The following is a 22,574-nucleotide window of genomic DNA, read 5'->3' on the forward strand; positions in this document are numbered from 1 at the left end:
GAAATGTAAATGAAATTTTTTTGAAACGATTAGGGTGCTATAATCTATTTCAGATATGAGAGAAACTTGAATACTATAATAAAAAATGAAAATACATAAGTGAGGAAAACGATATATGCTAAAAAAACTAATTTCTACCATTGTTTTAGGGGCATTACTTACAACAGGTACACAACCGATCGCGGCAGCAACGATTAAAGAAAAAAAGGCAGAAAATGCCGCTGAACAACGTAAATTAGAAAAAGAGATTAAAAAGCAAGAAGCTAAAATTTCAAAAGAACAACGTCAAATCAATCGAATCGACGCAGCGATTAACGAAAAGATTTTCCAAGTTTCCGAAAAAATAAACAAATTAAACAGTTAAGCAATCGAATCGATGAGTTAAAGGCAGACATCGTTCGTTACGAGGAGATGCTACAGAAGCAGGAAGAACTTCTCGGTGATCGTTTACGTGTTTTCCAAGAAAACGATGGAAACTCGATTAAGTGGGAAGAAGTCATTTTTGGATCAAAGGATTTAGGTGATTTATTCAGCCGAGTCATGGCGGGTAAAAAGATTGCTGAACAAGATGATAAAATGATTTCAGATTACATCGCGACACAAAAAAAATTAGCAGAAGCAAAACAAGCACTCGTTGAGAAAAAAGCGGAGCAAATGCAAGAAAAGAAAGTATTGCTTGAACAAAAAAAAGCGTTGAAAGCTCAAATGAAAGAGCGTAGTGCTACACTCAAAAAATTACGAAAAGGGAAGACGAAGTTTACGACAGAACTGTTAGACGCAAAAGAACTGCAAGCGACTCTCGAAGCGCAAGAACGTGCGATTGCGGCAGCGAAGGCAGCGGCTAAAGCAGCGGCTGAAAAAGCAGCAGCAGAGAAAGCGGCAGCTGAAAAAGCTGCTAAAGCAAGTGCTCAAGCAGCAAAACAAGCCAATAAGAATACAGAATCAACAAGTTCAGATACAACACCAATCGCTTCAGGTGGTGGGAAATTTGTCCGACCATCTTCTGGTGGGGTATCACAAGGGTTCGGACCAGCTAGTGGAGCAAATGGTTATACATTCCATAATGGCGTCGATTTCAAAGGTCCCGTCGGATCTCCGATCGTCGCAGCAGCAGCCGGAACCGTCATTACAGCATCAGGTGGTGGACCTTACGGAAACCACGTCATGATTTCGCATTTCTTGGATGGAAAAGTCTATACGACGGTTTACGCTCATATGAGCTCATTATCTGTTCATGCAGGACAAACGGTCTCTCAAGGTCAGCAAGTCGGAACACTTGGTAGTACAGGAAATTCAACAGGACCACACTTACATTTCGAACTACATGTCGGAGGTTATCAATATAGTGCTTCTTCTCCTCTGAATGCAGTGAATCCATTGGCATATCTGTAATCAAAAAACGGGCTTCGGCTCGTTTTTTTTTGCTGCTATGCTACAGTTAAGGCGAAACGAATACTTGAGCAACTAGGGGAGCTGGAGGAATCCGGCTGAGAGGAAAACCAATCTGTTTTCGACCCTATTACCTGAACTGGATAATACCAGCGTAGGAAAGTTGAGCCGAACGGATACCGGAATGCGTGTATAACGCTTTCGTATAGCGTCGACTGCTTTTTTACAGCGGTCGACGCTTTTTTTGTCGGTCACGACTCCCTTACATTGCTCGATGGGAAGGTGAAAAGAACATGAAACATGTACTGACGATTGCAGGATCCGACTCCGGTGGTGGAGCTGGGATTCAAGCAGATTTAAAAACCTTTTCGGCTTTAGGCGTTTATGGAATGAGCGTCCTGACAGCTGTCACGGCGCAAAATACACTGGGTGTTCAAGCGGTGGAAGAGTTATCTCCAGAAATCGTAGATGCCCAGTTAACGTCGATTTTCTCAGACATTCGTGTCGATGCGATCAAAATCGGAATGGTCTCGAATGCGCAGACGATTCGTGTCATTGCTACACATCTCCGCAAACAGACAGTTCCGATCATATTAGATCCCGTCATGGTCGCTAAAGGGGGACATGCCTTATTACGGACGGAAGCCGAACAAGCATTGATTTCGGAGCTTTTACCGCTTGCGACACTCGTCACACCAAATTTACCGGAAGCGGAGCGTTTAACAGGACGATCGGTCACCAATCTAGATGAAATGCGACTGGCGATGCATCAATTAGCTACACAGACAGGGGCAGTATTACTAAAAGGTGGACATCTCTCAGGAGCTGCGACGGATTTGTTGTTTGATGGGGAAGTAGAACACCGCTTCACATCGGAACGGTTAGACAATCAACATACTCATGGAACTGGTTGTACCTTATCTGCGGCGATTGCGGCGCGGATGGCGCTTGGAGAAGATTTGACAGATAGTGTAAGACAAGCAAAGAGCTATGTCACGGAGGCGATTCGTCATGGATTTGCTCTCGGACAAGGTATTGGACCGACACATCATTTTCATTCACTTTGGAGGGATACACATGTTTACGACCATTCTTGAACACAAACCACTCATTCACCATCTGACGAACACGGTAACGATCAACGACTGCGCAAACGTCACACTCGCTGTTGGAGCATCACCCGTCATGGCGGAAGACATTCGCGAAGTAGAAGAGATGGTTAGACTCGCGCAAGCCCTTGTCTTAAACATTGGTACGATCGATGCAGACATGCAAGCAGCTCAACGACTTGCAGCCGGTGAAGCGGGACGTTTGAATGTCCCGATCGTTCTTGATCCAGTTGGAGCAGGGGCAACGACATTACGTACTGCCTTTTCTAAAGAACTCATTAATCTCGGGTGTACGGTCATCAAAGGAAATACTTCTGAAATCAAGACGTTACTTGGGGAAGACGGACGAACTAAGGGAGTCGATGCTGCGGGAGATGCAATGATGGATCGAGAAAGTATTCGTGCATTCGCTCGCAAACACAAATCTGTCCTCGTCGTGACAGGTCCGAACGACTATATCACGGATGGAACGCGCGAAATGGAATTACATGTAGGAACACCTCGTCTAGGAGACATCACGGGTACGGGCTGTATGACGGCTTCCTTGATTGCGAGCTTCCTCGGCGCAGGATATACGGCGTTTGAGGCGGCTGTTCACGGAACATTCGTCATGGGAAAAGCAGGAGAACAAGCAGTCTCTGCGCAAGGTCTTGGTGATTTTAAACGAGAATTGTTCAATGCGATCAGCCTCATGACGGAGCAAGAACTGGTGGAGGTGACAGAACGTGTCAATTGATTACTCCATCTATGCAGTGACGGATCGTCGTTACCATCCTGGCGTCGCGATCGAGACGGTCGTTGAGGAAGCTGTTTTAGGTGGTGCGACGATCGTGCAACTACGAGAAAAAACCGCACAAGGAAAGGAATTCTACGATCAGGCAGTTCGGTTGAAGAGACTGACGGATCGACACGACATTCCTTTGATCATCAATGACCGGATCGATATCGCGTTACTCGTCGGAGCTGGTTTGCATATCGGACAAGAAGACATTCCTTTAACCGCAGCACGTCGCCTTTTACCAGATGCTGTAATTGGTGTGTCGGTAGCCACTGTTGCACAAGCGATTGAAGCAGAACGAGACGGAGCCTCTTATTTAGGCGTGGGATCTCTATTTGCGACGTCATCCAAAGCGGACGCTGATTCCATGTCGCATACGATGCTTCAGGCGATTCGGGAAGCCGTACGATTACCTCTAATCGGTATTGGTGGAATCACAGCAACAAATGTCTCCACCCTTCCCATCCCGCTAGAAGGGTACGCCGTCATTTCAGAAATTTTCGCTAAAGAAGATCGGCAACTCGCTGCGCAGCAAATGACAGATGCTGTGCGAGAATGGCATCAATCACTTCAGAACAGGGTATAATCCGTTCAGAGGTGATTGTATTGAAATGGCAGACGATCCGTTTTCGCGGCTATTGGATTCGATATCGGTTAGAACCACAAATCATTCGAGTCGATAATCAGGGGATCTACCATCTAGGAAAAGTCTTATTTCCGCGTCCTAATCGTATATCTTATGAGATGGCCCTTTTATTGAAAGAAAAGTATGAAAGACGCTACAAACGTCCGTTGTATATTAAAACGAGCTCGATTGCGACGGAAATTTGGGGACATACTCATTTAGACATCTATTACCGGGTACTTCTTCGTCTACCGATTCCGACTCGGCTACGACAGCGCTATTCGAACCGATTAGAGAGTACGAAAATCATTGATATCGGCGTACGCGCTGTCGATCAAAATCGAATCGTCTGGGATATCGGAGATTATGTTGGAGGATGGTTCGTATTTTGGCTCATTCGTAGGCGCATGCGCTAAACTTGCAATGTTCTGTTTTCCCATGGTGCAATATAGGTAAAAACGAGGTGACGGACATGGATATTCCCCGTTGTGAAACGATTGCGATTGACGAACAACGTGCGTCTGAAATCGGACAAGTCGTGGATACGATCCCAACACTTGAAATCGGAAAGCTATTTAAGATTCTTTCGGATGCGACACGACTGCGAATCGTTTATGCGTTGACGATTGAAGAAGAACTATGCGTTTGTGATGTCTCAGCCTCTGTCGACTGTTCGATTGCGACGGCGTCTCACCATCTTCGGTCTTTGTTGAAACAAGGACTCGTCAAGTTCCGAAAAGAAGGCAAAGTCGTCTATTATTCCCTGGATGATCATCATGTCTCATCGCTTGTGCATATGGCTATGGAACATGTGCATGAGGGAAAAGCAGTACGTGAATGATTCTTTAGAATAACGAAAAGCGTAGCTATTGCTGCGCTTTTTTTGTTCATCTCGGATCGTTTTCCTAGGACAAGCATCGACCTCGTCCTGTCAATCAAGATGACGCCTCTATAATCTGAAGAGGCTGACTCGAAAAAAGAATAACTCATCTTTTCAGACCCTTTCCTCAGGCGAGACACAAGCTGGCTTTCTTGCTTCATTCCAGCAGAAAAGCAGGTCTCGTTCGTCTCTGATAGCGCAAAATCGCGCTTGTTCCTGTAGAAGTGGCGTGTGACGCGTCATTCTTTTTGTTACGAGATAAGGGTGGCAGAATGATGATCTGCCACCCTTATCTTTGTAAAGACTGACTTTTGAGTCAGCTCCTTTTTGTTTATTCTTGTGCTGATTTCTCTGATATGGCAGGAACGAAGCGATGGAAGAAAAAAATCGTTGCACTAATCATCAAAAAGGACAGAATTGACAGGCCGAGGCACATCCATTTATATGTAGCAATTAACGCATCCGATTGTTGTAATTTTGCCTGAAGCGTTCGATATAAATCATCTTTTACACGTGATAAGTCTTCAAGGATCGTCTGAGTCGTTTGAGTCGATTGTCTGGCGAGACGTTTTGCTGCTGCTGGACTTTGGCGTTCATATACGACGAAAACCCGTTCGATTTCTGACTCCCAGACATTGTTGCGACGAAGAAGATCTTTAATTGTTCCTGGAGTAGTCGAAGATTGATTCAGACTATTACGTAAGTCATGAATTTTCGAAGTCGAAAAATAATATTGTTCAATATAACGATTATCTTCGTACAATAAGAGGCCGCGGACTGCGTTTGCTCGATCTCGATTATGTTCAACCAACTGATCGACTTGATTAATTAACGGTATATCATGATCCTTCATCTGCGCTGTCATCGCCGCAATTGTCCGATAACCAGATAAGGCATAAATGATTGGTATAGAGGCAAATAAACTGATCAAAAGAATCAGCAGAACACGCTGACGCCATAGTGAGTGCATGCAATCATTCCTTTAAATAAAAAGACATGTCATTAGCTTAACTACTATTACAAGAAAAGTGAAGCCTGTCTATTTTTTGAATAGGGATAGGAAAGTAAGAAGTCAGTATTCTGAATAAAAAAGCAGGAAAGCTAGTGCAATCCGAGAAGCTGTTTTATGTAGAAGAAAAAGCGCAGCTTGGCTGCGCTTGGTTAAAACGAATAGGAATGTTCCTTATAGTTTCCGAAAACCGTATGAATTTCTGAGAATGTAACGAATGCATTTGGCTCAACGGAAGAGACGATCTCTTGCAAACGGACGATTTCATTATTTTGAACGACGACATAGACCATTTTTTTCGTTCGGTTGGAATATCCTCCACGTGCATCGAGAATCGTGACACCACGACCGAGTTCTTTTGTAATGACTTCATTGATTTCATCTGCTTTCTCACAAATGATGATACATTGCTTAGAAGCAGAATAGAAACTGTAAACCGTCTGAAGGGCTTTGGCGCGAACGAAGCTCATGATGAGCGCGTACATAACGTGTTTTAAGTCAAACACCCACCAAACAAGGATGTAGATGACAAGATCTTGCATCAGAAATATGCGAGGAAGTGGCCAGTTATGAAAACGAGCGAAGAAAAATTTTCCAAGAATATCAAGCCCTCCAGTTGAAGCACCACCGAAGAATATCAATGCCATCGCAAGTCCAGAGACTAGACCGGCAAAGATGGAGGCGACGAGCGGATCATTTAAAGATTCCGGAACAATTTGAGTCGGAATCCAGTCGATTAAAAAAGAGGAAGCAACGACGATGATGCCGGATAAGAACATGAACCGTTTACGCAGAAAACGAAAACCTAAAAGGAAGAGTGGGATGTTTAAAAGCAATTGCGTTAAACCGATTGGCGTGTGGAAGAGCTCTTGGATGATGAGTGTGATCCCCATGATACCGCCTGATCCGATATCATTTGGAGATAGTAGTAAACTGATGTAAAGGGAATAAAGCAATGTACCGATGATTAAAAAACTAATTTTTTCAACTCTCTTTTTCTGTGGGTGTGTTGTAGTCATGGCAATATGATGAGTGACCTCATGCTCCTCCTTCTGTGAGTATCTGCCTGCAAGAGTACGCCCATATGCATAAAATTTCAACCCTTCTTATGAAAAAAGATGAAAAAGGGTACGTTTTTTTAGGAAGGTGATGAAAATGAAAAAAACGTTCTTGCTTATTGGTTGTATTTGTTTAGTAATACTAATTGGTATTCGCATTTTTCAACCATCGGATGAAGAAAATCGAACGTCTATTTGGCATGATGGAGATCTCGTAGCGAGACAAGTGGGTGCTTCGATGATGAATACGGTAGCGGTTCGTCAATTAGCCGAACAACTTCCGTTCTCATCAGATTTAAAACAGGTAGATGTCGAAGGGGAATCGTTGCGGCTTGTTTATGAGGTTACAGGAAAAGAGCGACAAGCCTGGATTGGTACCGATACTGGAACACTACAAGTGAATCAGGATTTTTTGAAAGCTCGGTTATCTAAAGTGCTGATGCATCATACACTTTTTATTTTCAACGATTCCTGATTTGACCGATCTCGAAATTTACTACACGGATCCGTATTCAGGTGCAGATTTTACGATGGACCGGAAAACATTCGACGCCTACACTCCGACCGATATTGAACGAGCTACTTCCTCTTCTAGACGCTTTAATCGGGTCGTCATTGATGGTTATGTGCTCGATGCATCAAGGCGAAATACTTTCTTTGAACGCTTCGCATCACGACTACGAATTCAAACTAATTAGTTGTATAAAGCAAGAAAAGGCATTTTTCACAATCTCGACACAATGATATCGTTTACATCTCGTTCTTTTATAAAAACGATAAAACAGGTCTATTCAATACTTGAACATCTTTTAAGATGGAAGTATGATAATAAATGAACAAACATTGTGAAGTGTTGAACAAAAGAAAGAGAGGTTTCTACGATGAACGAGGTAGAAGCATTAGAAGGATTACGGAATAAAGCAATCAAGTCGACGCGCATGCTACAAATGCGTCCTCTCGAGTACTTAGTTCGTGCCATGCTAGCAGGGATTTTCATTGGATTTGCAATTATTTTTACCTTAAAAGCAATTAACGGTCTATATATGGCGGAGTCACCTGTTGCGACACTTGTTGGTGGACTGACCTTCGGAGTGGCACTCGTCCTGATCGTTTACGGTGGGGCAGAGCTGTTCACAGGAAATACGATGTATTTCACGACGGCGACGATGCGCGGCTATACGACGAAGATGGATACGATGAAGGTCTGGTTGATCTGTCTGATTGGAAATGGACTTGGAGGATTAGCATTTGCGCTACTCTTTTCTCAAACAGGAATCATCCAAGAGCTTGGTATGAACAACTGGTTATTTTCTGTCTCAGAAACGAAGATCCACCATACGACGTGGGAAATCTTCACACGAGCTATCTTCTGTAACTGGATGGTCTGTTTAGCGATTTTCATTCCAAAGAACATGAAGAATGAGTTGGCGCAGATCATGATGATGATGGTACTGGTCGCAGTCTTCTTCGCATCTGGATTTGATCACGTCATCGCCAATATGGCCTTGTTCTCCATTGCGTTAGTCGTACCACATCCGGATACGATCACATTTGCCGGAGCGATGCATAACCTGTTGCCAGCTTTAGCTGGAAACATCATTGGTGGAGCAGTCTTCATGGGAATGATCTATACGTGGCTGAATAAAGAAAAATTAGAAGTAGATGAATCACGTCAATCCACGACACCTGTTCATATTGCTTCGAAACAAAATGCATAATCAAAAAGCAGCTGTCGCGACAGCTGCTTTTTTCATTCATTCCATATGTTGAAAGCGATCGACGTCTGCAGCCAGTTCTTCGTAAATCGTCTCGACGATTTGTGCATCATCGAAGAGCCCGAGGACGTTATCGTCCGGTAAGGCGTCAACAGGAGACGTAAAGTACAGAACGGCCGTCAATAACAATTGTTCCTGCTCCGCATGCATTTCGAATTTTTTCTGATAGAGAGCACGAAGCATTTCAAGCAGTTGTTTTAATTGAAAATAAAGGACGAGTTCTGCCTCGCGTTCGATGTCCGAGCTTTCTGTAGACGCGATATCTTGCGTCAAGTGCGCAAGTCCGATTTCTGCTCGAACTAACAATTCTTGCTGTGCTTTTTCATCACCAACGAGGTCGAGTGCCTGTCGGTGAAAATACGTATAAGCCGATTTAAAATCGCCGGGTGTGAATTCCATGGTGATGCCTCCTTCTCTTCTCTTTCTAGTTTCGCCTTATTTCTTGCAAAATTGCAACTATTTCGTGAAAATAAAGATACAAGAAAGGGGATTACATAATGCCGACACAAGCAGAATTACAACAATACGCGTCTTTAGCCGTGCGTACGGGAATTAATCTACAACCAGGACAACAACTCGAGGTGCGTGCAGGAATCGAAAATTTGCCGCTCGTTCGTGAAATCACGCGTGTCGCCTACGAAGTAGGAGCTACGCAAGTATATGTACAATGGTCAGACGATGAGATGACGAAAATCCGTTATTTCGATGCACCGGAAGAGTCGTTTGATACGTTCCCGGATTGGTTAAAAGCACGTTACGACCAACTGGCAGAAGAAAAGACAGCGTTCTTATCGGTCGTCAGTGAAGATCCAGATTTATTGAATGGCGTGGACTCGAGCCGAATCGCACGTGCGAATAAAGCAGCCGGTGTCGCTCTTGCTAATTGGCGGAAGTTCGTCATGAGTGACAATGTCAGCTGGTGTGTCGTAGCAGCACCTTCTGAAAGCTGGGCGAAGAAAGTATTCCCTGATTCAGAGAATGCTGTTGAAGAGCTCTGGTCAGCTATTTTAAAGGCTACACGTGCCGATCAAGCGGATCCGGTCGCTGCATGGGCGGATCATGATCAGAATCTGCGTTCAAAAGCAAAATTCCTGACAGAGAAGAAATACAAAACATTGCACTACACAGCTCCAGGAACAGAATTATCAATCGAATTACCAGAACGTCATGTTTGGTTAGGTGGCGGTGGTCCGAATGCAGATGGTGTTGATTTCATCGCGAATCTGCCGACAGAAGAAGTGTTCACGTTACCGAAAAAGACAGGAGTCAACGGACACGTCTCGAGCACAAAACCGCTTAGCTATAGTGGGAACTTGATTGATGAGTTCACACTCTGGTTCGAGAACGGAAAAATCGTTAAAGCGGAAGCGAAACAGGGTCAAGAAGCATTAGATGACTTGATTTCACTTGATGAAGGTGCACGTTATCTTGGAGAAGTTGCGCTCGTGCCACACCGTTCGCCGATTTCTGACTCGGGTATCCTATTCTATAATACATTGTTTGATGAAAATGCTTCATGCCACTTAGCGATTGGTCGTGCGTACTCGACGTGTCTCGAAAATGGTCCTAGCCTTTCAGCAGAAGAACTAGAAGCACAAGGCGCGAACGACTCGATGACGCATGTCGACTTCATGATTGGATCAGCGGATCTATCGATTGAAGGAGAACTTGCAGACGGAACGCGTGAATCAGTCATGCGTGACGGAAACTGGTCAATCTAAACGAACAAAAAGGTGAGTCCGAATACGGAGCTCACCTTTTCTTGTAAGATTCTTGTTATGCTTCTTCACCAATAATTTTCACTTCTGTCTCAAGTAAGATACCGAATTTTTCTTGAACCGTTTCTTGGACATGACGAATGAGCGCGATATAGTCGGATGCAGAGGCATTCTCGACGTTGACGATAAAACCAGCGTGTTTCTTGGACACTTCAGCGCCACCGATGCGTGTTCCCTGTAAGTTGCTATCTTGAATCAGCTTCCCTGCAAAATAGCCTTCTGGACGTTTAAAGACGCTACCACAAGAAGGGTACTCGAGTGGTTGTTTCGTTTCTCGCTTATGCGTCAAATCATCCATGACTTCCTTGATTAGTGCTGGGTCACCCTCTGTTAAGGCAAATCGACCTTCGAGGATGATGTATTCTTTCTTCGAGAAGCAACTTGTCCGGTATCCCAGTTCGAGTTCATCATGCGAAATGTTCAACAGTTCTCCTTGTCGTGTCAATACAGTAGCGCTATGGAGGCAATCCTTGACTTCACCACCGTATGCTCCCGCATTCATGATCAATGCGCCACCAATCGTTCCTGGAATCCCACAAGCGAATTCAAGACCGCTGAGCTGATGCGCGTAAGCTACACGAGACGCTTCGATGATTGCTGCACCACTTTGAGCAACGAGTTCATGTCCTTCAACCGAGATATCGGTTAACTTCTCAAAGGAGAGGACAATGCCGCGGATGCCGCCGTCACGTACGACAAGATTCGATCCGTTTCCAAGCAACGTCAAGGGAATACCTTGTTCGTAAGCATATCGGACGACAAAAGCCGTTTCTTCATAAGAGGTTGGAATGATGAATAAATCCGCGATTCCTCCCATTTTTGTATACGTATGATATTTTAAAGGTTCATTGATTAGTACGGACTCTTTTGAAATGCCTTCATACAGTCCCGTCATTACTTGTTCAGTCATTATGGTCTCAGTCCTTTTCATGAATTCCTACCAGCGCTCATGCGCTCAAAATATATTTTAACATTAATCGTGCGGTCGTTGTTCAACATACTGTTCCCAAAATACCGACTTATGCCGGGAATTGCAAGCACTAGGGAGTGAATGTCATCGATTAGTAATGAAAAATGTCACAAGGAAAGCAGAGTCAGGAAGAGGAATGAAGCGAAAAGAACTCGGGAAAAGAGAAGTATAGAAGGAGGCGATGACGATGGAAAGTGAACGTTTATGGATGCGACCGTTCGAAGAAGAGGATTTCAGTTTTTATAAGTCGCTTGTCCAAAATGAGCAAGTCATGCGTTATATCAATGGAGGTACTGCCCTGAGTGAAGATGAAGCACGAGAGTGGTTCGAACGGCAATTGGAGCGATACTCGGATGAGCGACAAACTGGTTTTTTGCTGTTATTCAAAAAAGAAACGAATGAACCGATTGGTTTCGCCGGATTATTGATGCAGGAAGTGGATGGAATTGAAGAATTAGAAGTCGGTTATTGGCTCGAACCGAAGCACTGGAAAGTCGGTTATGGTCGTGAAGCAGCGAAACAACTAATGATGGAGGCGTTCAACCGAGGGCATGATCGAATCATCTCGATCATTCATCCCGATAATCATGCTTCGCAAAATGTCGCTCGCGTAAACGGGCTGAACTGGGAAAAAGATACGGTGTTTAGAGGCATTCCTGTCACGATTTACGCTGGACAACTATCACGACTTTGTCGTAACTAAAGAGGAGAGTTTTTATGTACGAATTTAACTTCGCGTCTTTTCACTCCATGACACCTGATACCTTATATGCACTTTTGAAATTACGGACGGATATCTTCGTCGTCGAGCAGGAGTGCGCGTATCCGGAGCTAGATGATCAAGATCAACAAGCGACACACCTAATCGTCCGGAGTGAGAGTGGTCAAATCGTCGGATGTCTTCGGATGTACGATCACCCGACAAAAGGAGTCGCGATTGGACGGGTAGCCGTTCATCGTGCACACCGGTCGGTTGGGTTAGCGAGACAAATGATGGAGAAAGCGATGGTTCATTTGCAGAAAGAAGCTGCGATCTACTTACAGGCACAAGCACACCTAGAAGGGTTTTACGGATCGTTTGGTTTCGAAACCGTATCCGACCCTTATTTAGAAGATGATATTCCACATGTGGACATGCAGTTTCACGCAAAGGATTCAAAAAAAGACTTCACGTCGACGATCGATGAACCGATGAATAAGTAGAATGAACTTTTTCGGAGGTGGATCAGTCATGAAGAAAGTGCTGGTCATTTTCGCTCTTAGTCTAATTGGTATCCTATCTTTAGGAGTCGGTATTTCGTATGCTCAATTGCAGGGGAACTATCGTGACTCTGAAAAAGAGTTGATGACGATTTTAGAGCGGCAACATGATTTATCAGCTTCCTCCTTTCTTGAAGTGCGCGCATCATTCTCTTTACGACATCGACAAATCATACACGTTCGACTTCGGGGTGAACCTGCCATCACATATGAGTTCATTCAGCCAAAGGATGAAATCGAATACCTGGGGTCTGTCGGAACAAGTGTTGAAAAGACAGGAAAACAAGATGCCGTCTTTCGAAACGCTCATTTAAAAGTCGGTAAAAAATAAAAAATGGAGGATCTTCCTGAAACGACGGAAGATTCTCCATTTTTTGCTTTCAAGACGATAGGATATTGCGTACACTACGAAGAGATACTGGAATGAGGAGGTCGAGGGAATCATGTGGAAACCCTTTATAAAAAATCAATCAATTGCACCGGCGTTACAAGCCTTCCGGGAACTTGACATCGAAATGTTTCGGACACATGTTGCCCAACTGAACGATGCGGAACAACAGGCCTTACAATTCATTAAGCGGGCGCTAGAGCAGGATTCACCTGCTCATTTAAAAATAGCGCTTGAAATGAAACAACCACTCGTCGAAGTCGATCGTCTGTTTCAAACACTCGTCACGTGTCAAAATCGTCAGCAGTTACTCGAAATGCTGCTAGCATACGGTCTAGACGTCAATCAAGTCTATACACTTGAAGGGCATCGATCGATCGTCCGCCAACCCCTTCACTTTCCGGTAGGTCTATATGCGGCGCGCCATTCCGAGTTGTGGGCACTTGTTGCTGAAAAGCTGGACTTTACTTATACGATGCATCTTCAACGCAGTGATCAATTCATGGAGACGCATGAATTGAATCTACTTGATCTCGTCTTATTGCTCGATATCGAAGAGGAGTTGACGGTTCGAGTGCTGGATCAGCTGTGCGAATGCAAGGCGACCGTTGGACTTGCAGAACGATTACAACGTCCCGCTTCACCATTGTTACTAAAGACGATTGAGGCGGATGCCTATCTAGCGACGTTTGTTTATGCTAAACATTATTTCCCGTTTTATGCGCTGATCGGACGACAAACCGTACTGTTCCAATCTTTATTGAACCGTGTGATGCAAGCGTCCATTGCTTCTGAAATGATTGAAGATGCCTTGCTTGCTTTTCATAACCATCAACCTGGACTTGCTTTGACATGGGGAGACGCTTACATCGAACAATTATACGAGATGGGGCTAGTGCTTCTTAAAACGGGTCATGTTGATTTTCGAGAAATGGATGCGGAGTATGTGTTGCCTGAATACGATGAAGTGATTGAACGATTACGTGGTTAACGATTTATTTTGAACTTGAAACGTATGCCAATGAGAAAAAAGTTGGATATCGCAAAATGTACTTTTTTGGTATAGTCTCAACACATCTAAGTTTGTGGAATGAAAAATGGTTTCGAACGTCTTGATGTTTGCTTTACACAATTTGGCTTGAAAGGTATCTAAAATTCGCCGACCGTAACCTTGATATTTCAACTCGGGCAAACACGTGATTTCAAGGAGACGAATCGTACGACCATATTTTTGATAGAGCAGTGTACCGATCACTAATTGTTGGTCGTATATTAAATAAGGTGATGTGTTTGAATGGCTGAATTGTTCATAATGTTCTTGATGATATGGAAAAAGATGATCACATCCTTTTATAGAGTGATTTCGAAGAGTGAGGTATAATTCTTGATTACGGGCATGTATAGGTTGAAAGCGTAAAGATGATACACGGTCATTTGAAATTCCGATTAAGCGAAATTGTTCAGCAGAAAGTGTATATCCGAGTGTTTTCCAAACCGATGATAGCGCACCATCTTGAGGCGGAACGACCTGTACTTTAATTTGTTGGGCACCTTGACGAACAAGATACTCATGTAAGTGTTTCGCAAGAAGGTGAAATGCGGAGATATTTGAGTAGGCACCGTTCATCAGACAAGTCATTTCATTTGAAATACGATAACCAAGAGTCGCATAGACTAGATCATGTTTGAGATAAACGAATTGATGACCTTCAAGTAATTGAAAAAAAGGAATGTCGTGTGCCCATTGATTATGTTGTAATAGTTGGTGAACATGTCGTTTTTGATTCCGTGACAGTTGATTATAATGTACGATAGACAAAATCATAGTCCTCCCTTAATTATATGAAGTTTATTCACCTATTATTTTACAGTAAATTAAAGGTATTTATATATTGTTTTTGAAATGGAAAGTAGATGGATTATTTAAGAAAATGAGGTTAATTGATTATGAAATATCTTTGGGGCGTGATTGGATTAACACTCTTTTTACTTCTCGCTGATGCGACAGTAGGAGAAGCAAAGGATTATGACGAGCCTGATATCAGTATGTCTACGACATACGGCGATTATGGAGCACAAAGTCATATTATCGTCGATCGAAAAGAACCGATCTATGAAGGGTTCGATTCACCGAACGACATGGCATTCCTATTCGCTTGTATTGCATTACTCGCAACAGTTGGACTTGGCATCGTCAATGCCTCCGATTGAAATGAATCTGACTAATAAAAGGCAAGTGACGAATCCATCGTCACTTGCCTTTTATTGTCTACTACGTGTGATCAAGAAGAATCTACTCTTAGAAATGAATTCGTTTTTTTCGACCAACGCGTGCCATTCGTTCGTGTTCTTGTTCGAGTCCGGCTCGTTCGAGGAGATCGAGGTAATAGCGAAACGGAGTCGAGCGATGCGAAAAATATGGGATATATTCAGTGAAAAGCATCGTCTCCGCTCGATCTAACGCGCGTAGGGAAATGAGAGCATGTAGCTCTGCGAAACGAATTTCTTGATAGGTGGATAAAGCGTCTGCATCAATCCGAACATGCGACTGTAGTTTTTTAGCATGCGCATTCAAGCAATGGATATATGCTTCTTGATGTTCGGGTTTCTCGCAATGGGCAAGTACGGCAAGCAAAAGGTCACTGCGCTCGGTATCGACGTCCATCGGAACCTTCAACGCTGTATAGAGGGCGCGTTCCATCCACTCGACACCATGACTATCATTTTTATAATAGCCGACTAATTCTTGAAAAAAATCGACTTGCGAGACTTTCAATAATCGAAACGGATCATTACTTAAAAATAAAGGTTCTTCCCCGGCAGCCGACGAAAGAAGAAAGAAAAATTCCTCAAAGGCAATCCGGGTTCCGTTTTTACGATGAGCGTAATGGCGTAAATGCTTCAACAGGCGTTTTGCGGTGATATACCAATTCTTTTGTTCGCGAAGCGGTACGATCGTATTTGGCTCAAGGTACTGGAGATCGTATGCTAATTGAATAAACCGTTCCGTCTGAGCAATCGTCTGTTCGACGGTCGGTTGTTCCTGTTCTTTTTGCAAATCCTTATACTTCACGAACTGTGTCAACATGGCGTCGAACTCTTTCTCTTCGATGACTTGTCTCGGGAGTTGACGATAGATTTCGACGATGATATCGCGAAGGGTCGTATCGCCATATTGTTCTAGTAAGAGTCGCAGTTTCCGTATTCTCATGATCGCCCTCCTTCGCAAGAAAAGCACAGTACAACACTATTCAATTCCCGCTTTTTTCATAAACCGAACCTCTTCATTTGCGCTTTTTAGTCAGAGACGACTATCTTAAATAAGAAGACTCATTACAGAAGGGGACGATTACACATGAATGAAACCATTCAACATTTACTCAACCACCGGTCAATACGGAAATTCAAACAACATCAATTAGACGAAGAGACGATTGAAACACTCATAAAAGCCGCACAAGCTGCCTCGACATCCTCTTATCAGCAAGCCTATGCGATCATCGGTGTCGAAGACGAAGGATTGAAACGACAATTAGTCGACGTTGCAAGTGGTCAACGATATGTGGCAGAAAACAGTTACTTCTTCGTCTTTTGTATGGATTACCACAAACATACGTTAGCGGCAGAACTAGCAGGAGGCGACGTGAGCCGGACGATCGAGACGACGGAAGCGCTTGTCGTAGGGGCTGTCGATGCGGGACTTGCCGCTCAAAATTTAGTCGTAGCTGCCGAGTCGCTCGGCTACGGAACGGTCTACATCGGTTCACTACGAAATGATGCTCGTCGTGTCAGCGAACTCTTACAACTTCCAGATCACGTCGTACCATTATTCGGAGTCGCGGTCGGTCTTCCGGATCAACAACCGGGTAAAAAACCCCGCCTTCCGATGGATGCGGTCTTCCACCGGAATACGTATACTGATGACGATACGATGCGTGAGTTACTGACAGGATACGAAGAGTCAACGTCATCGTATTACGGAGAACGGACCGGTGGTCAACGGACAGAAGGGTGGGTCAAACAGATGGCTGCCTCGATGCACGAACCGAAACGGACGTATCTCCGCGAGTTCTTGAAAGAGAAACAGATCGCAAAAGATTGATACGGAGGTATCTGAATGGCAGAACATCAACCACACCGCTCTCGCTTGGAGCGACGACGTATGCAGTTAGAAGAGCAAGCTAGACAAGAAGAAGAGCAGGCTAGGCAAGAAGAAGCTTTTTCGAAAGCGTACGCGCCGGACGAATCATTTTCTCAACAATCCTTTGAGAAGCAGCAAGAACCGGCTACGTATCATCGATATGTCGAAGAGCAACCGCGAGATCGAAAAAGTACATCGCGTCGTTCCGGAAGCGGCATGCTTAAACAGGTCGCACAGATGATCGGGGGTGCCGGATCACGGTTGTTTGCTAATCGGGAACGCTCGAGACGCCCGAGGAAGGCGGGGCGATCAGAGCAATCGGTACAGCAGAATCCTGACGTCTCTTCACGCGAAGCTCATCCTAAAAAAATCAAGAAAAAACGTCGTTTTAAACGAAAGCTTCTTGGACTATTTTTATTGTTGCTCATCGCATTCGTTCTTTTTGCTTCACAACCATTCACGTTCTTATTGATCGGTAGTGATGCACGACCTGGAGAGTCGTTGCGTGGATCACGTTCAGACTCCCTGTCGGTCATGCAATTCATTCCACTTTCTCGAACGATTCAACTGACGTCGATTCCTCGAGATACGTATACACCGATTTCCTGTGAGAATGGAAAGAAGGATAAAATCACACATGCCTTTGCCTTCGGTGGAGAAGAATGTACGCAAGATGCTGTTTCGGGTCTACTCGATGAAGAGATCGATGGAAAGATCGTCATCTCCTTCGATAGTTTCATCGGATTAGTGGATCAAATCGGCGGAATCGACCTTGTCTCGACAGGAACATTCTCCGAGCAGGATGCGAGTGGGAAAGCAAATCAGTATTCATTCCAAAAAGGGAAGGAATATCATATGGATGGCGCGATGGCACTTGCCTATTCGAGACATCGAAAAACGGATAATGACGGAGCGCGCGCGAATCGTCAGTCGGAAGTCATCCAAGCCGTCGCGACACACTTGATGAAGCCGACTGGATGGTCGAAAATTCCAGCAGCGCACACGTATATGAAAGAAGAGATGAACCTTGATTTAAGTGTCCGCGAGATGGCGACGGCAGGGTTATCGATTGCCTTGATGTCAGAACGAAAACATTATGAAATCGAAGCCGTCAGCCAACGACTGAACGGGATTTTCTATGACTTACCGAATGAGAAGGCACTGCAAGAACTACGTGATCAGCTCGATACGACGTTTTATGGCACATTGAAGAACTAATGGGGAGGGGTTTCCTTCCGTTCATTGCGGGTATAAATTGATGTACGTTGCTCCTTTGGTGGATTGTTTTAGGTTATCTCTGAAATCGACGATTTTTGGACATGACATCATGACATTCCACGAAGGTGACTAACTTATCGAGGAGGGACCCCCCATATGAAAGTACTAGTCGTAGGTGCATCCGGTACGATTGGAGCGCGCGTCGTCAAATCGCTTGCCAAGGGTCATCAGGTCACGGTCATCGTTCGTCATGAACATCTGGTGGAACGATTCGAAAAACTCGGTGTCAAGGCGCATTACGTCGATATCGAAACAGAACTCGAAAAAGTCATTGAGCACGGAGTCGCAGGGCAGGATGCAGTCATTTGTGCGGCGACCGCAGGAGTAGACGGCGAAGCAACTGAAATAGAACTGCTGGATCGAACAGTCGCTTTGAAAACAATTGATGCAGCTAAAAAAGCGCGAGTACGTCATTTCGTGCTACTGAGCGCTTATGGTGCAGATCGACCTGAGCAATTCAAGAAAGATGTCTATCCGTTCTACGCTGCTAAGAATGCAGCAGAGGAACAGATTGAACATAGTGGTTTGACGTATACGATCATTTGTCCGGTTGCCATCACAACAGGTGAAGGGCGTGGCTTGATTGAAGCCGATGAAGATTTGAAGGACACGAAGGACGCGACGATTTCGGAAACGGATGTCGCATCGATCCTCGTTGCTTCTGTCGATAATCGATCGGTATTCAATCGACGTCTAGAAGTCAAGGAAGGGAAGACTTCCTTGAATGAGGCCTTAGGGGGAGCGGAAGCTGTCGGTAGCGTTAAAGATAACCGTCAAGTCAAAAAACAATTACCACGTTTTAACTAACTGTTTGTCTCGTTAAAACGTGAATTCTCTAAAATGAAGCGAACTCATTTCCGCGTATAAGACGGAAGAGTTCGCTTTTTTGTTGATAAAAGTAGATAGTCGAAAAGAGGAAGTCTGCTACACTGAACAAAGAAGGAGGGGGTTAGATGTGAAAAAACCGTTGATCTATCTGATCCTAGCGATTGCTATTATCGGCATTGCCTATCAAAGTTATCAAACATATGATGCAAAACAAAAAAAGTGGAGCAACAACAAAAACAAGTATCACAAGGTGGTCTCGAAGTAGGGATGAAAGCCCCGAACCTATCCTTGCGTCAAGAAGGAAAAACCATTGATCTAGACGAAATCAATCATGATGTCTTTGTCATTAATTTTTGGGCAACGTGGTGTCCACCTTGTAAACAAGAGATTCCAGAACTAAATGCATTTGCACGACATACAGATGTACCCGTTTACGGGATCAATGTCACGACATCAGAACGACGTGTTTCGGATGTTGCCGATTTTCTGAAGCAGACACCTGTTGAATATCCTGTGTTATATGACCGAATGGGAACGTCAGAAGATGCTTATCGTCTCGTAGCAATGCCAGCGACTTATGTATTAGACCGGAAAGGAAAGATTCTTTCGAAGCACATCGGTCCTGTAACGGAACAGATGTTAAAAGAGATGGTGAAACGAACAGGAGGATGACAATGGAACTCCTATGCCACAACTGCTCCTTTCAACAAACATTCCAACTCGGTCAACTAGATGGTTGGCCGACATTTCCTGCTGTCTTGACGCAAGGGGTCGAAGCGTTCATGACAGGTCTCCCGCTTTGGTTCGTTCCGTCGATGCATGAACCGATTTTACAGCGGACGTATGTAGACGACTGGAATCGATTTCGATTAATTCAGCACTATCAGCTTTATCAGGAGGAATTAGCGGATGGTTGGGTACCGTATCAATTGGATTTATACCACTGTCCGACTTGTCACCGATTTTCGAATCGGTTTTGGTGTGCCCTATTTTTACAACTAGATGTCGTTCAACCACTTTACGAATGCCCACATGATCAGACGATACTAGAGCGAATCGAAATATCCGATATCGATCACTTTTCCTGCCCATCGTGTCATGGTCACTCCCTATATGTGCGTAGATAAAGCGAAAAAGCCATTCATTTCATGAAAGACTGATGAGAGAAACTCCTTCTCTATAGTCAATTCATGGTACTGAATGGCTTTTTATCGATCATCAACCCATTTGCCGAAACGAAAATGTTTGAAAGGAAGAGGGTGATGAATTACTGACATCTAACGTATAGGTTGTACCGTCAAAAATAATCGTATCGCCTAACCTTGCTTCAGGTGGTAAATAACGTCGTGGAATGAAACTTGAACCATTTTCCCATAGCAGGACAGCATATTTGCCGTCAAGTCGCTCCAGCGTACCACGTTTGATCATATTAACTCCTCCCACAAATTACATCGAAGTCATCCCTTGGTCGATCAGGAACGTACTCTCTCTCTATCATTCTTTGTAATTTTTAATCTTATGTTTGGTATATTCCCAGTTCATTTCATCTTTACACATGATTCTTTAAAAAAACGTGATTCCAAGCCGTTTTCGTCTTAAATCTGACGTATTTAACAGGAAATAAAGGAGATACTGGTAAGAAAAAAAGACCCGATAGGACATATCGGATCTTTAATATGAAATAGACTCAAGAAGCGAGAGATTGTTTTGTTTCGATTTTCGTTGGACGAAGAAATGCGAGTAAAAACGTAAACAATGGTGAAAGGAGTAAAAAGAATGCGAACGGGATGTATTCAGTTACCGGGACACCAAGAGTAGAAGCAAAGAATGCTCCAGAAACTCCCCACGGAATGAGTGGGTTGACGAGTGTTCCTCCATCTTCGAGTGAACGAGAAAGGAAACGCGGATCAATCTGACGCTCTTCAAAGATTTTCTTGAATGCTTGACCCGGAAGCAAGATGGACAAGTATTGCTCTCCAGCCATGAAGTTAACACCGATCGATGATAAGGCAACCGATGAAATGATGCTGCCATCGCGCTTCAATCGGGAAACCGTTCGTTCAATGACGACATCGATGACACCGATACCACGCAAGACGCCACCGAAAGCGAGCGCGAGCATGACGAGTGAAACGGACCACATCATCGATTGCAATCCACCTTTACTAATGATGGATGTAACCGTCTCACTAGAAGATTCTAGTTTTAATCCGTTCTGAATGACTGCCATCCAGTTCGAGATATTCCAGTTTCCTTGTACAAGACCTGTTAACAACAATCCACTTAAAACACCAGCAACAAGTGTTGGGATGACCGGCATCTTACGTAATGCTAACACCATGACGAGCAACGGTGAAAGCAACGTCCAAGGTGACAAGTCGAACAAACGAGCTAACTCCTGCTGTGTCGTTTGAACAACGGATGAATCAACATTTCCACTACTACGTCCGAAAATGAAGAATAAGATGAATGTGATCGTGATAGCGGGAATCGTCGTTCCCATCATGAAACGAATATGATCGAACACAGACACATTGACGATTCCGGGCGCGAAATTCGTCGTATCTGATAAAGGTGACATCTTATCTCCGAAACAAGCTCCACTGATGATGGCGCCTGCTGCAAGTGCAGGATTGACGCCCAGTGCGATTGCGATACCCATCAAGGCAACACCGACCGTACCGATCGTTGTAAACGAACTACCTGTAAAGGTCGAGACGACCATCGCAATCAGAAGAGCGCTCGGTGCGAACCAAGTCGCTGAAAGGGTCGATAACCCGAAATGGAGAAGGGTCGGCACTGCGCCACTCATCATCCAGACCGCGATTGTCATACCAACGAGCAACATGATCAAGATCGGTTTAATCGCTTCCCGAATACCTTGAATCATATGGTGTTCGACGTCCTCGAACTTAAAACCGCGGTAAACGGCATATCCTGAGACGAAAATAAGACTAGACAAGATGGCAAGATGCGGTTCGGCTTTAGCACCGAATAACGCGGACAATAAGATGATGATACTGATTCCTAGGATAGCTGCGGATTCACGGAATGACATGCGCATGCTTCCACCTCCTTATATGAATATGAGAGTATGATAACGCTCTGTTGCTAACACGCTTTTATGCACAAAAGCATTGAACAAACGTAATACTAACGAATATTATGGAGGACGTCAACCATAAGAGTGTCGATAAAAAATATAAAAAAATAGAAATGTGACGATTTTTTGTCGTAAACGCTTTCTTTTTTTGTTCAAATCTTGCACAATAAGAAGTATCAAATGACATTTTTGTGAACGATGAGGA

At 44.1% G+C, this 22,574-nt stretch carries 28 protein-coding genes and 1 riboswitch; of the genes, 20 read left to right on the forward strand and 8 right to left on the reverse strand.

Annotated elements, in window-relative coordinates; all coding sequences use genetic code 11:
* The first annotated feature begins 115 nt into the window (after positions 1-115).
* The 7 genes from EXW93_RS16345 (at position 116) to EXW93_RS02685 (ending at position 4,742) form a co-directional block, all read left to right on the forward strand.
* Positions 116-364: a hypothetical protein gene (locus EXW93_RS16345; protein ID WP_254606175.1), complete on the forward strand. Its 249-nt coding sequence runs from the start codon at positions 116-118 to the stop codon at positions 362-364.
* 47 nt (positions 365-411) lie between these two features.
* Positions 412-1,392 carry a murein hydrolase activator EnvC family protein gene (locus EXW93_RS02660; RefSeq protein WP_254606176.1) on the forward strand — a complete coding sequence of 327 codons (981 nt, stop codon included), beginning with the start codon at positions 412-414 and terminating at the stop codon, positions 1,390-1,392.
* 64 nt (positions 1,393-1,456) lie between these two features.
* A riboswitch (TPP riboswitch) is annotated at positions 1,457-1,567 on the forward strand.
* A 115-nt stretch (positions 1,568-1,682) separates the two neighbouring features.
* Positions 1,683-2,486, forward strand: coding sequence for a bifunctional hydroxymethylpyrimidine kinase/phosphomethylpyrimidine kinase (gene thiD / locus EXW93_RS02665; RefSeq protein ID WP_023467188.1), 804 nt, complete (start codon positions 1,683-1,685; stop codon positions 2,484-2,486).
* On the forward strand, positions 2,467-3,234 hold the full coding sequence (gene thiM, locus EXW93_RS02670; protein WP_055966644.1) for a hydroxyethylthiazole kinase: 768 nt from the start codon (positions 2,467-2,469) through the stop codon (positions 3,232-3,234). The genes thiD and thiM overlap by 20 nt, the downstream gene beginning before the upstream one ends.
* On the forward strand, positions 3,224-3,862 hold the full coding sequence (gene thiE, locus EXW93_RS02675) for a thiamine phosphate synthase (RefSeq protein WP_035398847.1): 639 nt from the start codon (positions 3,224-3,226) through the stop codon (positions 3,860-3,862). The genes thiM and thiE overlap by 11 nt, the downstream gene beginning before the upstream one ends.
* Before the next feature lie 20 nt (positions 3,863-3,882).
* Positions 3,883-4,317: a hypothetical protein gene (locus tag EXW93_RS02680; protein WP_035398846.1), complete on the forward strand. Its 435-nt coding sequence runs from the start codon at positions 3,883-3,885 to the stop codon at positions 4,315-4,317.
* A 56-nt stretch (positions 4,318-4,373) separates the two neighbouring features.
* Positions 4,374-4,742: an ArsR/SmtB family transcription factor gene (locus EXW93_RS02685; RefSeq protein WP_041254995.1), complete on the forward strand. Its 369-nt coding sequence runs from the start codon at positions 4,374-4,376 to the stop codon at positions 4,740-4,742.
* A 370-nt stretch (positions 4,743-5,112) separates the two neighbouring features.
* Here the strand turns inward: EXW93_RS02685 and EXW93_RS02690 are convergent, their stop codons facing one another.
* Positions 5,113-5,751: a CHASE3 domain-containing protein gene (locus EXW93_RS02690; protein ID WP_035398843.1), complete on the reverse strand. Its 639-nt coding sequence runs from the start codon at positions 5,749-5,751 to the stop codon at positions 5,113-5,115.
* Positions 5,752-5,942: 191 nt separating this feature from the next.
* On the reverse strand, positions 5,943-6,809 hold the full coding sequence (locus EXW93_RS02695; RefSeq protein ID WP_023467195.1) for a YitT family protein: 867 nt from the start codon (positions 6,807-6,809) through the stop codon (positions 5,943-5,945).
* Between the two features lie 136 nt (positions 6,810-6,945).
* On the opposite strand from EXW93_RS02695, the gene EXW93_RS02700 reads away from it, so the two are divergent.
* Together EXW93_RS02700 and EXW93_RS02705 are read left to right on the forward strand one after the other, a co-directional pair.
* Entirely contained in the window at positions 6,946-7,323 is a 378-nt protein-coding gene (locus tag EXW93_RS02700) for a hypothetical protein (protein ID WP_174316014.1), read from the forward strand.
* Positions 7,324-7,729: 406 nt separating this feature from the next.
* A complete protein-coding gene (locus EXW93_RS02705; RefSeq protein WP_023467197.1) occupies positions 7,730-8,566 on the forward strand; it encodes a formate/nitrite transporter family protein in 837 nt (278 codons plus the stop codon).
* Between the two features lie 36 nt (positions 8,567-8,602).
* Here EXW93_RS02705 and EXW93_RS02710 read toward each other — a convergent pair whose 3' ends face one another.
* On the reverse strand, positions 8,603-9,022 hold the full coding sequence (locus EXW93_RS02710; protein ID WP_023467198.1) for a YkvA family protein: 420 nt from the start codon (positions 9,020-9,022) through the stop codon (positions 8,603-8,605).
* A 98-nt stretch (positions 9,023-9,120) separates the two neighbouring features.
* On the opposite strand from EXW93_RS02710, the gene EXW93_RS02715 reads away from it, so the two are divergent.
* Positions 9,121-10,344 carry an aminopeptidase gene (locus tag EXW93_RS02715; RefSeq protein WP_023467199.1) on the forward strand — a complete coding sequence of 408 codons (1,224 nt, stop codon included), beginning with the start codon at positions 9,121-9,123 and terminating at the stop codon, positions 10,342-10,344.
* 55 nt (positions 10,345-10,399) lie between these two features.
* Here EXW93_RS02715 and murB read toward each other — a convergent pair whose 3' ends face one another.
* Entirely contained in the window at positions 10,400-11,311 is a 912-nt protein-coding gene (murB, locus tag EXW93_RS02720) for a UDP-N-acetylmuramate dehydrogenase (RefSeq protein WP_035398835.1), read from the reverse strand.
* A 247-nt stretch (positions 11,312-11,558) separates the two neighbouring features.
* Between murB and EXW93_RS02725 the strand changes: the two genes are divergently transcribed.
* From EXW93_RS02725 to EXW93_RS02740, 4 genes are all read left to right on the forward strand, one after another.
* A complete protein-coding gene (locus EXW93_RS02725; protein WP_023467201.1) occupies positions 11,559-12,074 on the forward strand; it encodes a GNAT family N-acetyltransferase in 516 nt (171 codons plus the stop codon).
* Positions 12,075-12,088: 14 nt separating this feature from the next.
* Positions 12,089-12,574, forward strand: a complete 486-nt coding sequence (locus EXW93_RS02730; protein WP_055966650.1) for a GNAT family N-acetyltransferase — start codon at positions 12,089-12,091, stop codon at positions 12,572-12,574.
* Between the two features lie 28 nt (positions 12,575-12,602).
* Positions 12,603-12,962: a hypothetical protein gene (locus EXW93_RS02735; protein WP_050678267.1), complete on the forward strand. Its 360-nt coding sequence runs from the start codon at positions 12,603-12,605 to the stop codon at positions 12,960-12,962.
* 112 nt (positions 12,963-13,074) lie between these two features.
* Complete coding sequence (locus tag EXW93_RS02740) at positions 13,075-14,010, forward strand: hypothetical protein (protein ID WP_023467204.1); 936 nt, start codon at positions 13,075-13,077, stop codon at positions 14,008-14,010.
* Here the strand turns inward: EXW93_RS02740 and EXW93_RS02745 are convergent.
* Positions 13,999-14,838 (reverse strand): GNAT family N-acetyltransferase, encoded by an 840-nt coding sequence (locus EXW93_RS02745; protein ID WP_035398871.1) that lies wholly within the window; start codon positions 14,836-14,838, stop codon positions 13,999-14,001. The two genes, EXW93_RS02740 and EXW93_RS02745, sit on opposite strands and share 12 nt — an antisense overlap.
* 128 nt (positions 14,839-14,966) lie before the next feature.
* On the opposite strand from EXW93_RS02745, the gene EXW93_RS02750 reads away from it, so the two are divergent.
* Positions 14,967-15,230 carry a hypothetical protein gene (locus tag EXW93_RS02750; RefSeq protein ID WP_023467206.1) on the forward strand — a complete coding sequence of 88 codons (264 nt, stop codon included), beginning with the start codon at positions 14,967-14,969 and terminating at the stop codon, positions 15,228-15,230.
* An 88-nt stretch (positions 15,231-15,318) separates the two neighbouring features.
* Here EXW93_RS02750 and EXW93_RS02755 read toward each other — a convergent pair whose 3' ends face one another.
* Positions 15,319-16,230: a hypothetical protein gene (locus EXW93_RS02755; RefSeq protein ID WP_023467207.1), complete on the reverse strand. Its 912-nt coding sequence runs from the start codon at positions 16,228-16,230 to the stop codon at positions 15,319-15,321.
* Positions 16,231-16,374: 144 nt separating this feature from the next.
* On the opposite strand from EXW93_RS02755, the gene nfsA reads away from it, so the two are divergent.
* The 5 genes from nfsA (at position 16,375) to EXW93_RS02780 (ending at position 20,393) form a co-directional block, all read left to right on the forward strand.
* Positions 16,375-17,121, forward strand: a complete 747-nt coding sequence (nfsA, locus tag EXW93_RS02760; RefSeq protein ID WP_023467208.1) for an oxygen-insensitive NADPH nitroreductase — start codon at positions 16,375-16,377, stop codon at positions 17,119-17,121.
* 15 nt (positions 17,122-17,136) lie between these two features.
* Positions 17,137-18,378 carry an LCP family protein gene (locus EXW93_RS02765; protein ID WP_023467209.1) on the forward strand — a complete coding sequence of 414 codons (1,242 nt, stop codon included), beginning with the start codon at positions 17,137-17,139 and terminating at the stop codon, positions 18,376-18,378.
* Positions 18,379-18,534: 156 nt separating this feature from the next.
* The gene (locus tag EXW93_RS02770) at positions 18,535-19,245 is read left to right on the forward strand and encodes an NAD(P)H-binding protein (RefSeq protein ID WP_023467211.1); all 711 of its coding nucleotides are present in this window, start codon (positions 18,535-18,537) and stop codon (positions 19,243-19,245) included.
* Positions 19,246-19,485: 240 nt separating this feature from the next.
* Positions 19,486-19,938: a TlpA family protein disulfide reductase gene (locus tag EXW93_RS02775; protein WP_371811107.1), complete on the forward strand. Its 453-nt coding sequence runs from the start codon at positions 19,486-19,488 to the stop codon at positions 19,936-19,938.
* 2 nt (positions 19,939-19,940) lie between these two features.
* Entirely contained in the window at positions 19,941-20,393 is a 453-nt protein-coding gene (locus tag EXW93_RS02780; protein WP_023467213.1) for a hypothetical protein, read from the forward strand.
* A gap of 91 nt (positions 20,394-20,484) precedes the next feature.
* Here the strand turns inward: EXW93_RS02780 and EXW93_RS02785 are convergent, their stop codons facing one another.
* On the reverse strand, positions 20,485-20,694 hold the full coding sequence (locus tag EXW93_RS02785) for a DUF3006 domain-containing protein (RefSeq protein WP_023467214.1): 210 nt from the start codon (positions 20,692-20,694) through the stop codon (positions 20,485-20,487).
* Positions 20,695-20,953: 259 nt separating this feature from the next.
* A complete protein-coding gene (nhaC, locus tag EXW93_RS02790) occupies positions 20,954-22,330 on the reverse strand; it encodes a Na+/H+ antiporter NhaC (protein ID WP_023467215.1) in 1,377 nt (458 codons plus the stop codon).
* Positions 22,331-22,574 lie beyond the last annotated feature (244 nt).

It is taken from the genome of Exiguobacterium sp. JMULE1 (genome assembly GCF_013337175.1).
Taxonomy (GTDB): domain Bacteria; phylum Bacillota; class Bacilli; order Exiguobacteriales; family Exiguobacteriaceae; genus Exiguobacterium_A; species Exiguobacterium_A indicum.

Coding starts and splice junctions, on each gene's coding strand:
- EXW93_RS02780 (WP_023467213.1), top strand. CDS start 19,941: ATGGAACTCCTATGCCACAACTGCTCCTTTCAACAAACATTCCAACTC.
- EXW93_RS16345 (WP_254606175.1), top strand. CDS start 116: ATGCTAAAAAAACTAATTTCTACCATTGTTTTAGGGGCATTACTTACA.
- EXW93_RS02705 (WP_023467197.1), top strand. CDS start 7,730: ATGAACGAGGTAGAAGCATTAGAAGGATTACGGAATAAAGCAATCAAG.
- EXW93_RS02715 (WP_023467199.1), top strand. CDS start 9,121: ATGCCGACACAAGCAGAATTACAACAATACGCGTCTTTAGCCGTGCGT.
- EXW93_RS02710 (WP_023467198.1), bottom strand. CDS start 9,022: ATGGAATTCACACCCGGCGATTTTAAATCGGCTTATACGTATTTTCAC.
- nhaC (WP_023467215.1), bottom strand. CDS start 22,330: ATGCGCATGTCATTCCGTGAATCCGCAGCTATCCTAGGAATCAGTATC.
- EXW93_RS02690 (WP_035398843.1), bottom strand. CDS start 5,751: ATGCACTCACTATGGCGTCAGCGTGTTCTGCTGATTCTTTTGATCAGT.
- EXW93_RS02700 (WP_174316014.1), top strand. CDS start 6,946: ATGAAAAAAACGTTCTTGCTTATTGGTTGTATTTGTTTAGTAATACTA.
- EXW93_RS02685 (WP_041254995.1), top strand. CDS start 4,374: ATGGATATTCCCCGTTGTGAAACGATTGCGATTGACGAACAACGTGCG.
- EXW93_RS02740 (WP_023467204.1), top strand. CDS start 13,075: ATGTGGAAACCCTTTATAAAAAATCAATCAATTGCACCGGCGTTACAA.
- EXW93_RS02735 (WP_050678267.1), top strand. CDS start 12,603: ATGAAGAAAGTGCTGGTCATTTTCGCTCTTAGTCTAATTGGTATCCTA.
- EXW93_RS02695 (WP_023467195.1), bottom strand. CDS start 6,809: ATGACTACAACACACCCACAGAAAAAGAGAGTTGAAAAAATTAGTTTT.
- nfsA (WP_023467208.1), top strand. CDS start 16,375: ATGAATGAAACCATTCAACATTTACTCAACCACCGGTCAATACGGAAA.
- thiM (WP_055966644.1), top strand. CDS start 2,467: ATGTTTACGACCATTCTTGAACACAAACCACTCATTCACCATCTGACG.
- EXW93_RS02750 (WP_023467206.1), top strand. CDS start 14,967: ATGAAATATCTTTGGGGCGTGATTGGATTAACACTCTTTTTACTTCTC.
- EXW93_RS02725 (WP_023467201.1), top strand. CDS start 11,559: ATGGAAAGTGAACGTTTATGGATGCGACCGTTCGAAGAAGAGGATTTC.
- EXW93_RS02730 (WP_055966650.1), top strand. CDS start 12,089: ATGTACGAATTTAACTTCGCGTCTTTTCACTCCATGACACCTGATACC.
- EXW93_RS02660 (WP_254606176.1), top strand. CDS start 412: ATGCTACAGAAGCAGGAAGAACTTCTCGGTGATCGTTTACGTGTTTTC.
- EXW93_RS02770 (WP_023467211.1), top strand. CDS start 18,535: ATGAAAGTACTAGTCGTAGGTGCATCCGGTACGATTGGAGCGCGCGTC.
- thiD (WP_023467188.1), top strand. CDS start 1,683: ATGAAACATGTACTGACGATTGCAGGATCCGACTCCGGTGGTGGAGCT.
- murB (WP_035398835.1), bottom strand. CDS start 11,311: ATGACTGAACAAGTAATGACGGGACTGTATGAAGGCATTTCAAAAGAG.
- EXW93_RS02785 (WP_023467214.1), bottom strand. CDS start 20,694: ATGATCAAACGTGGTACGCTGGAGCGACTTGACGGCAAATATGCTGTC.
- EXW93_RS02755 (WP_023467207.1), bottom strand. CDS start 16,230: ATGAGAATACGGAAACTGCGACTCTTACTAGAACAATATGGCGATACG.
- EXW93_RS02765 (WP_023467209.1), top strand. CDS start 17,137: ATGGCAGAACATCAACCACACCGCTCTCGCTTGGAGCGACGACGTATG.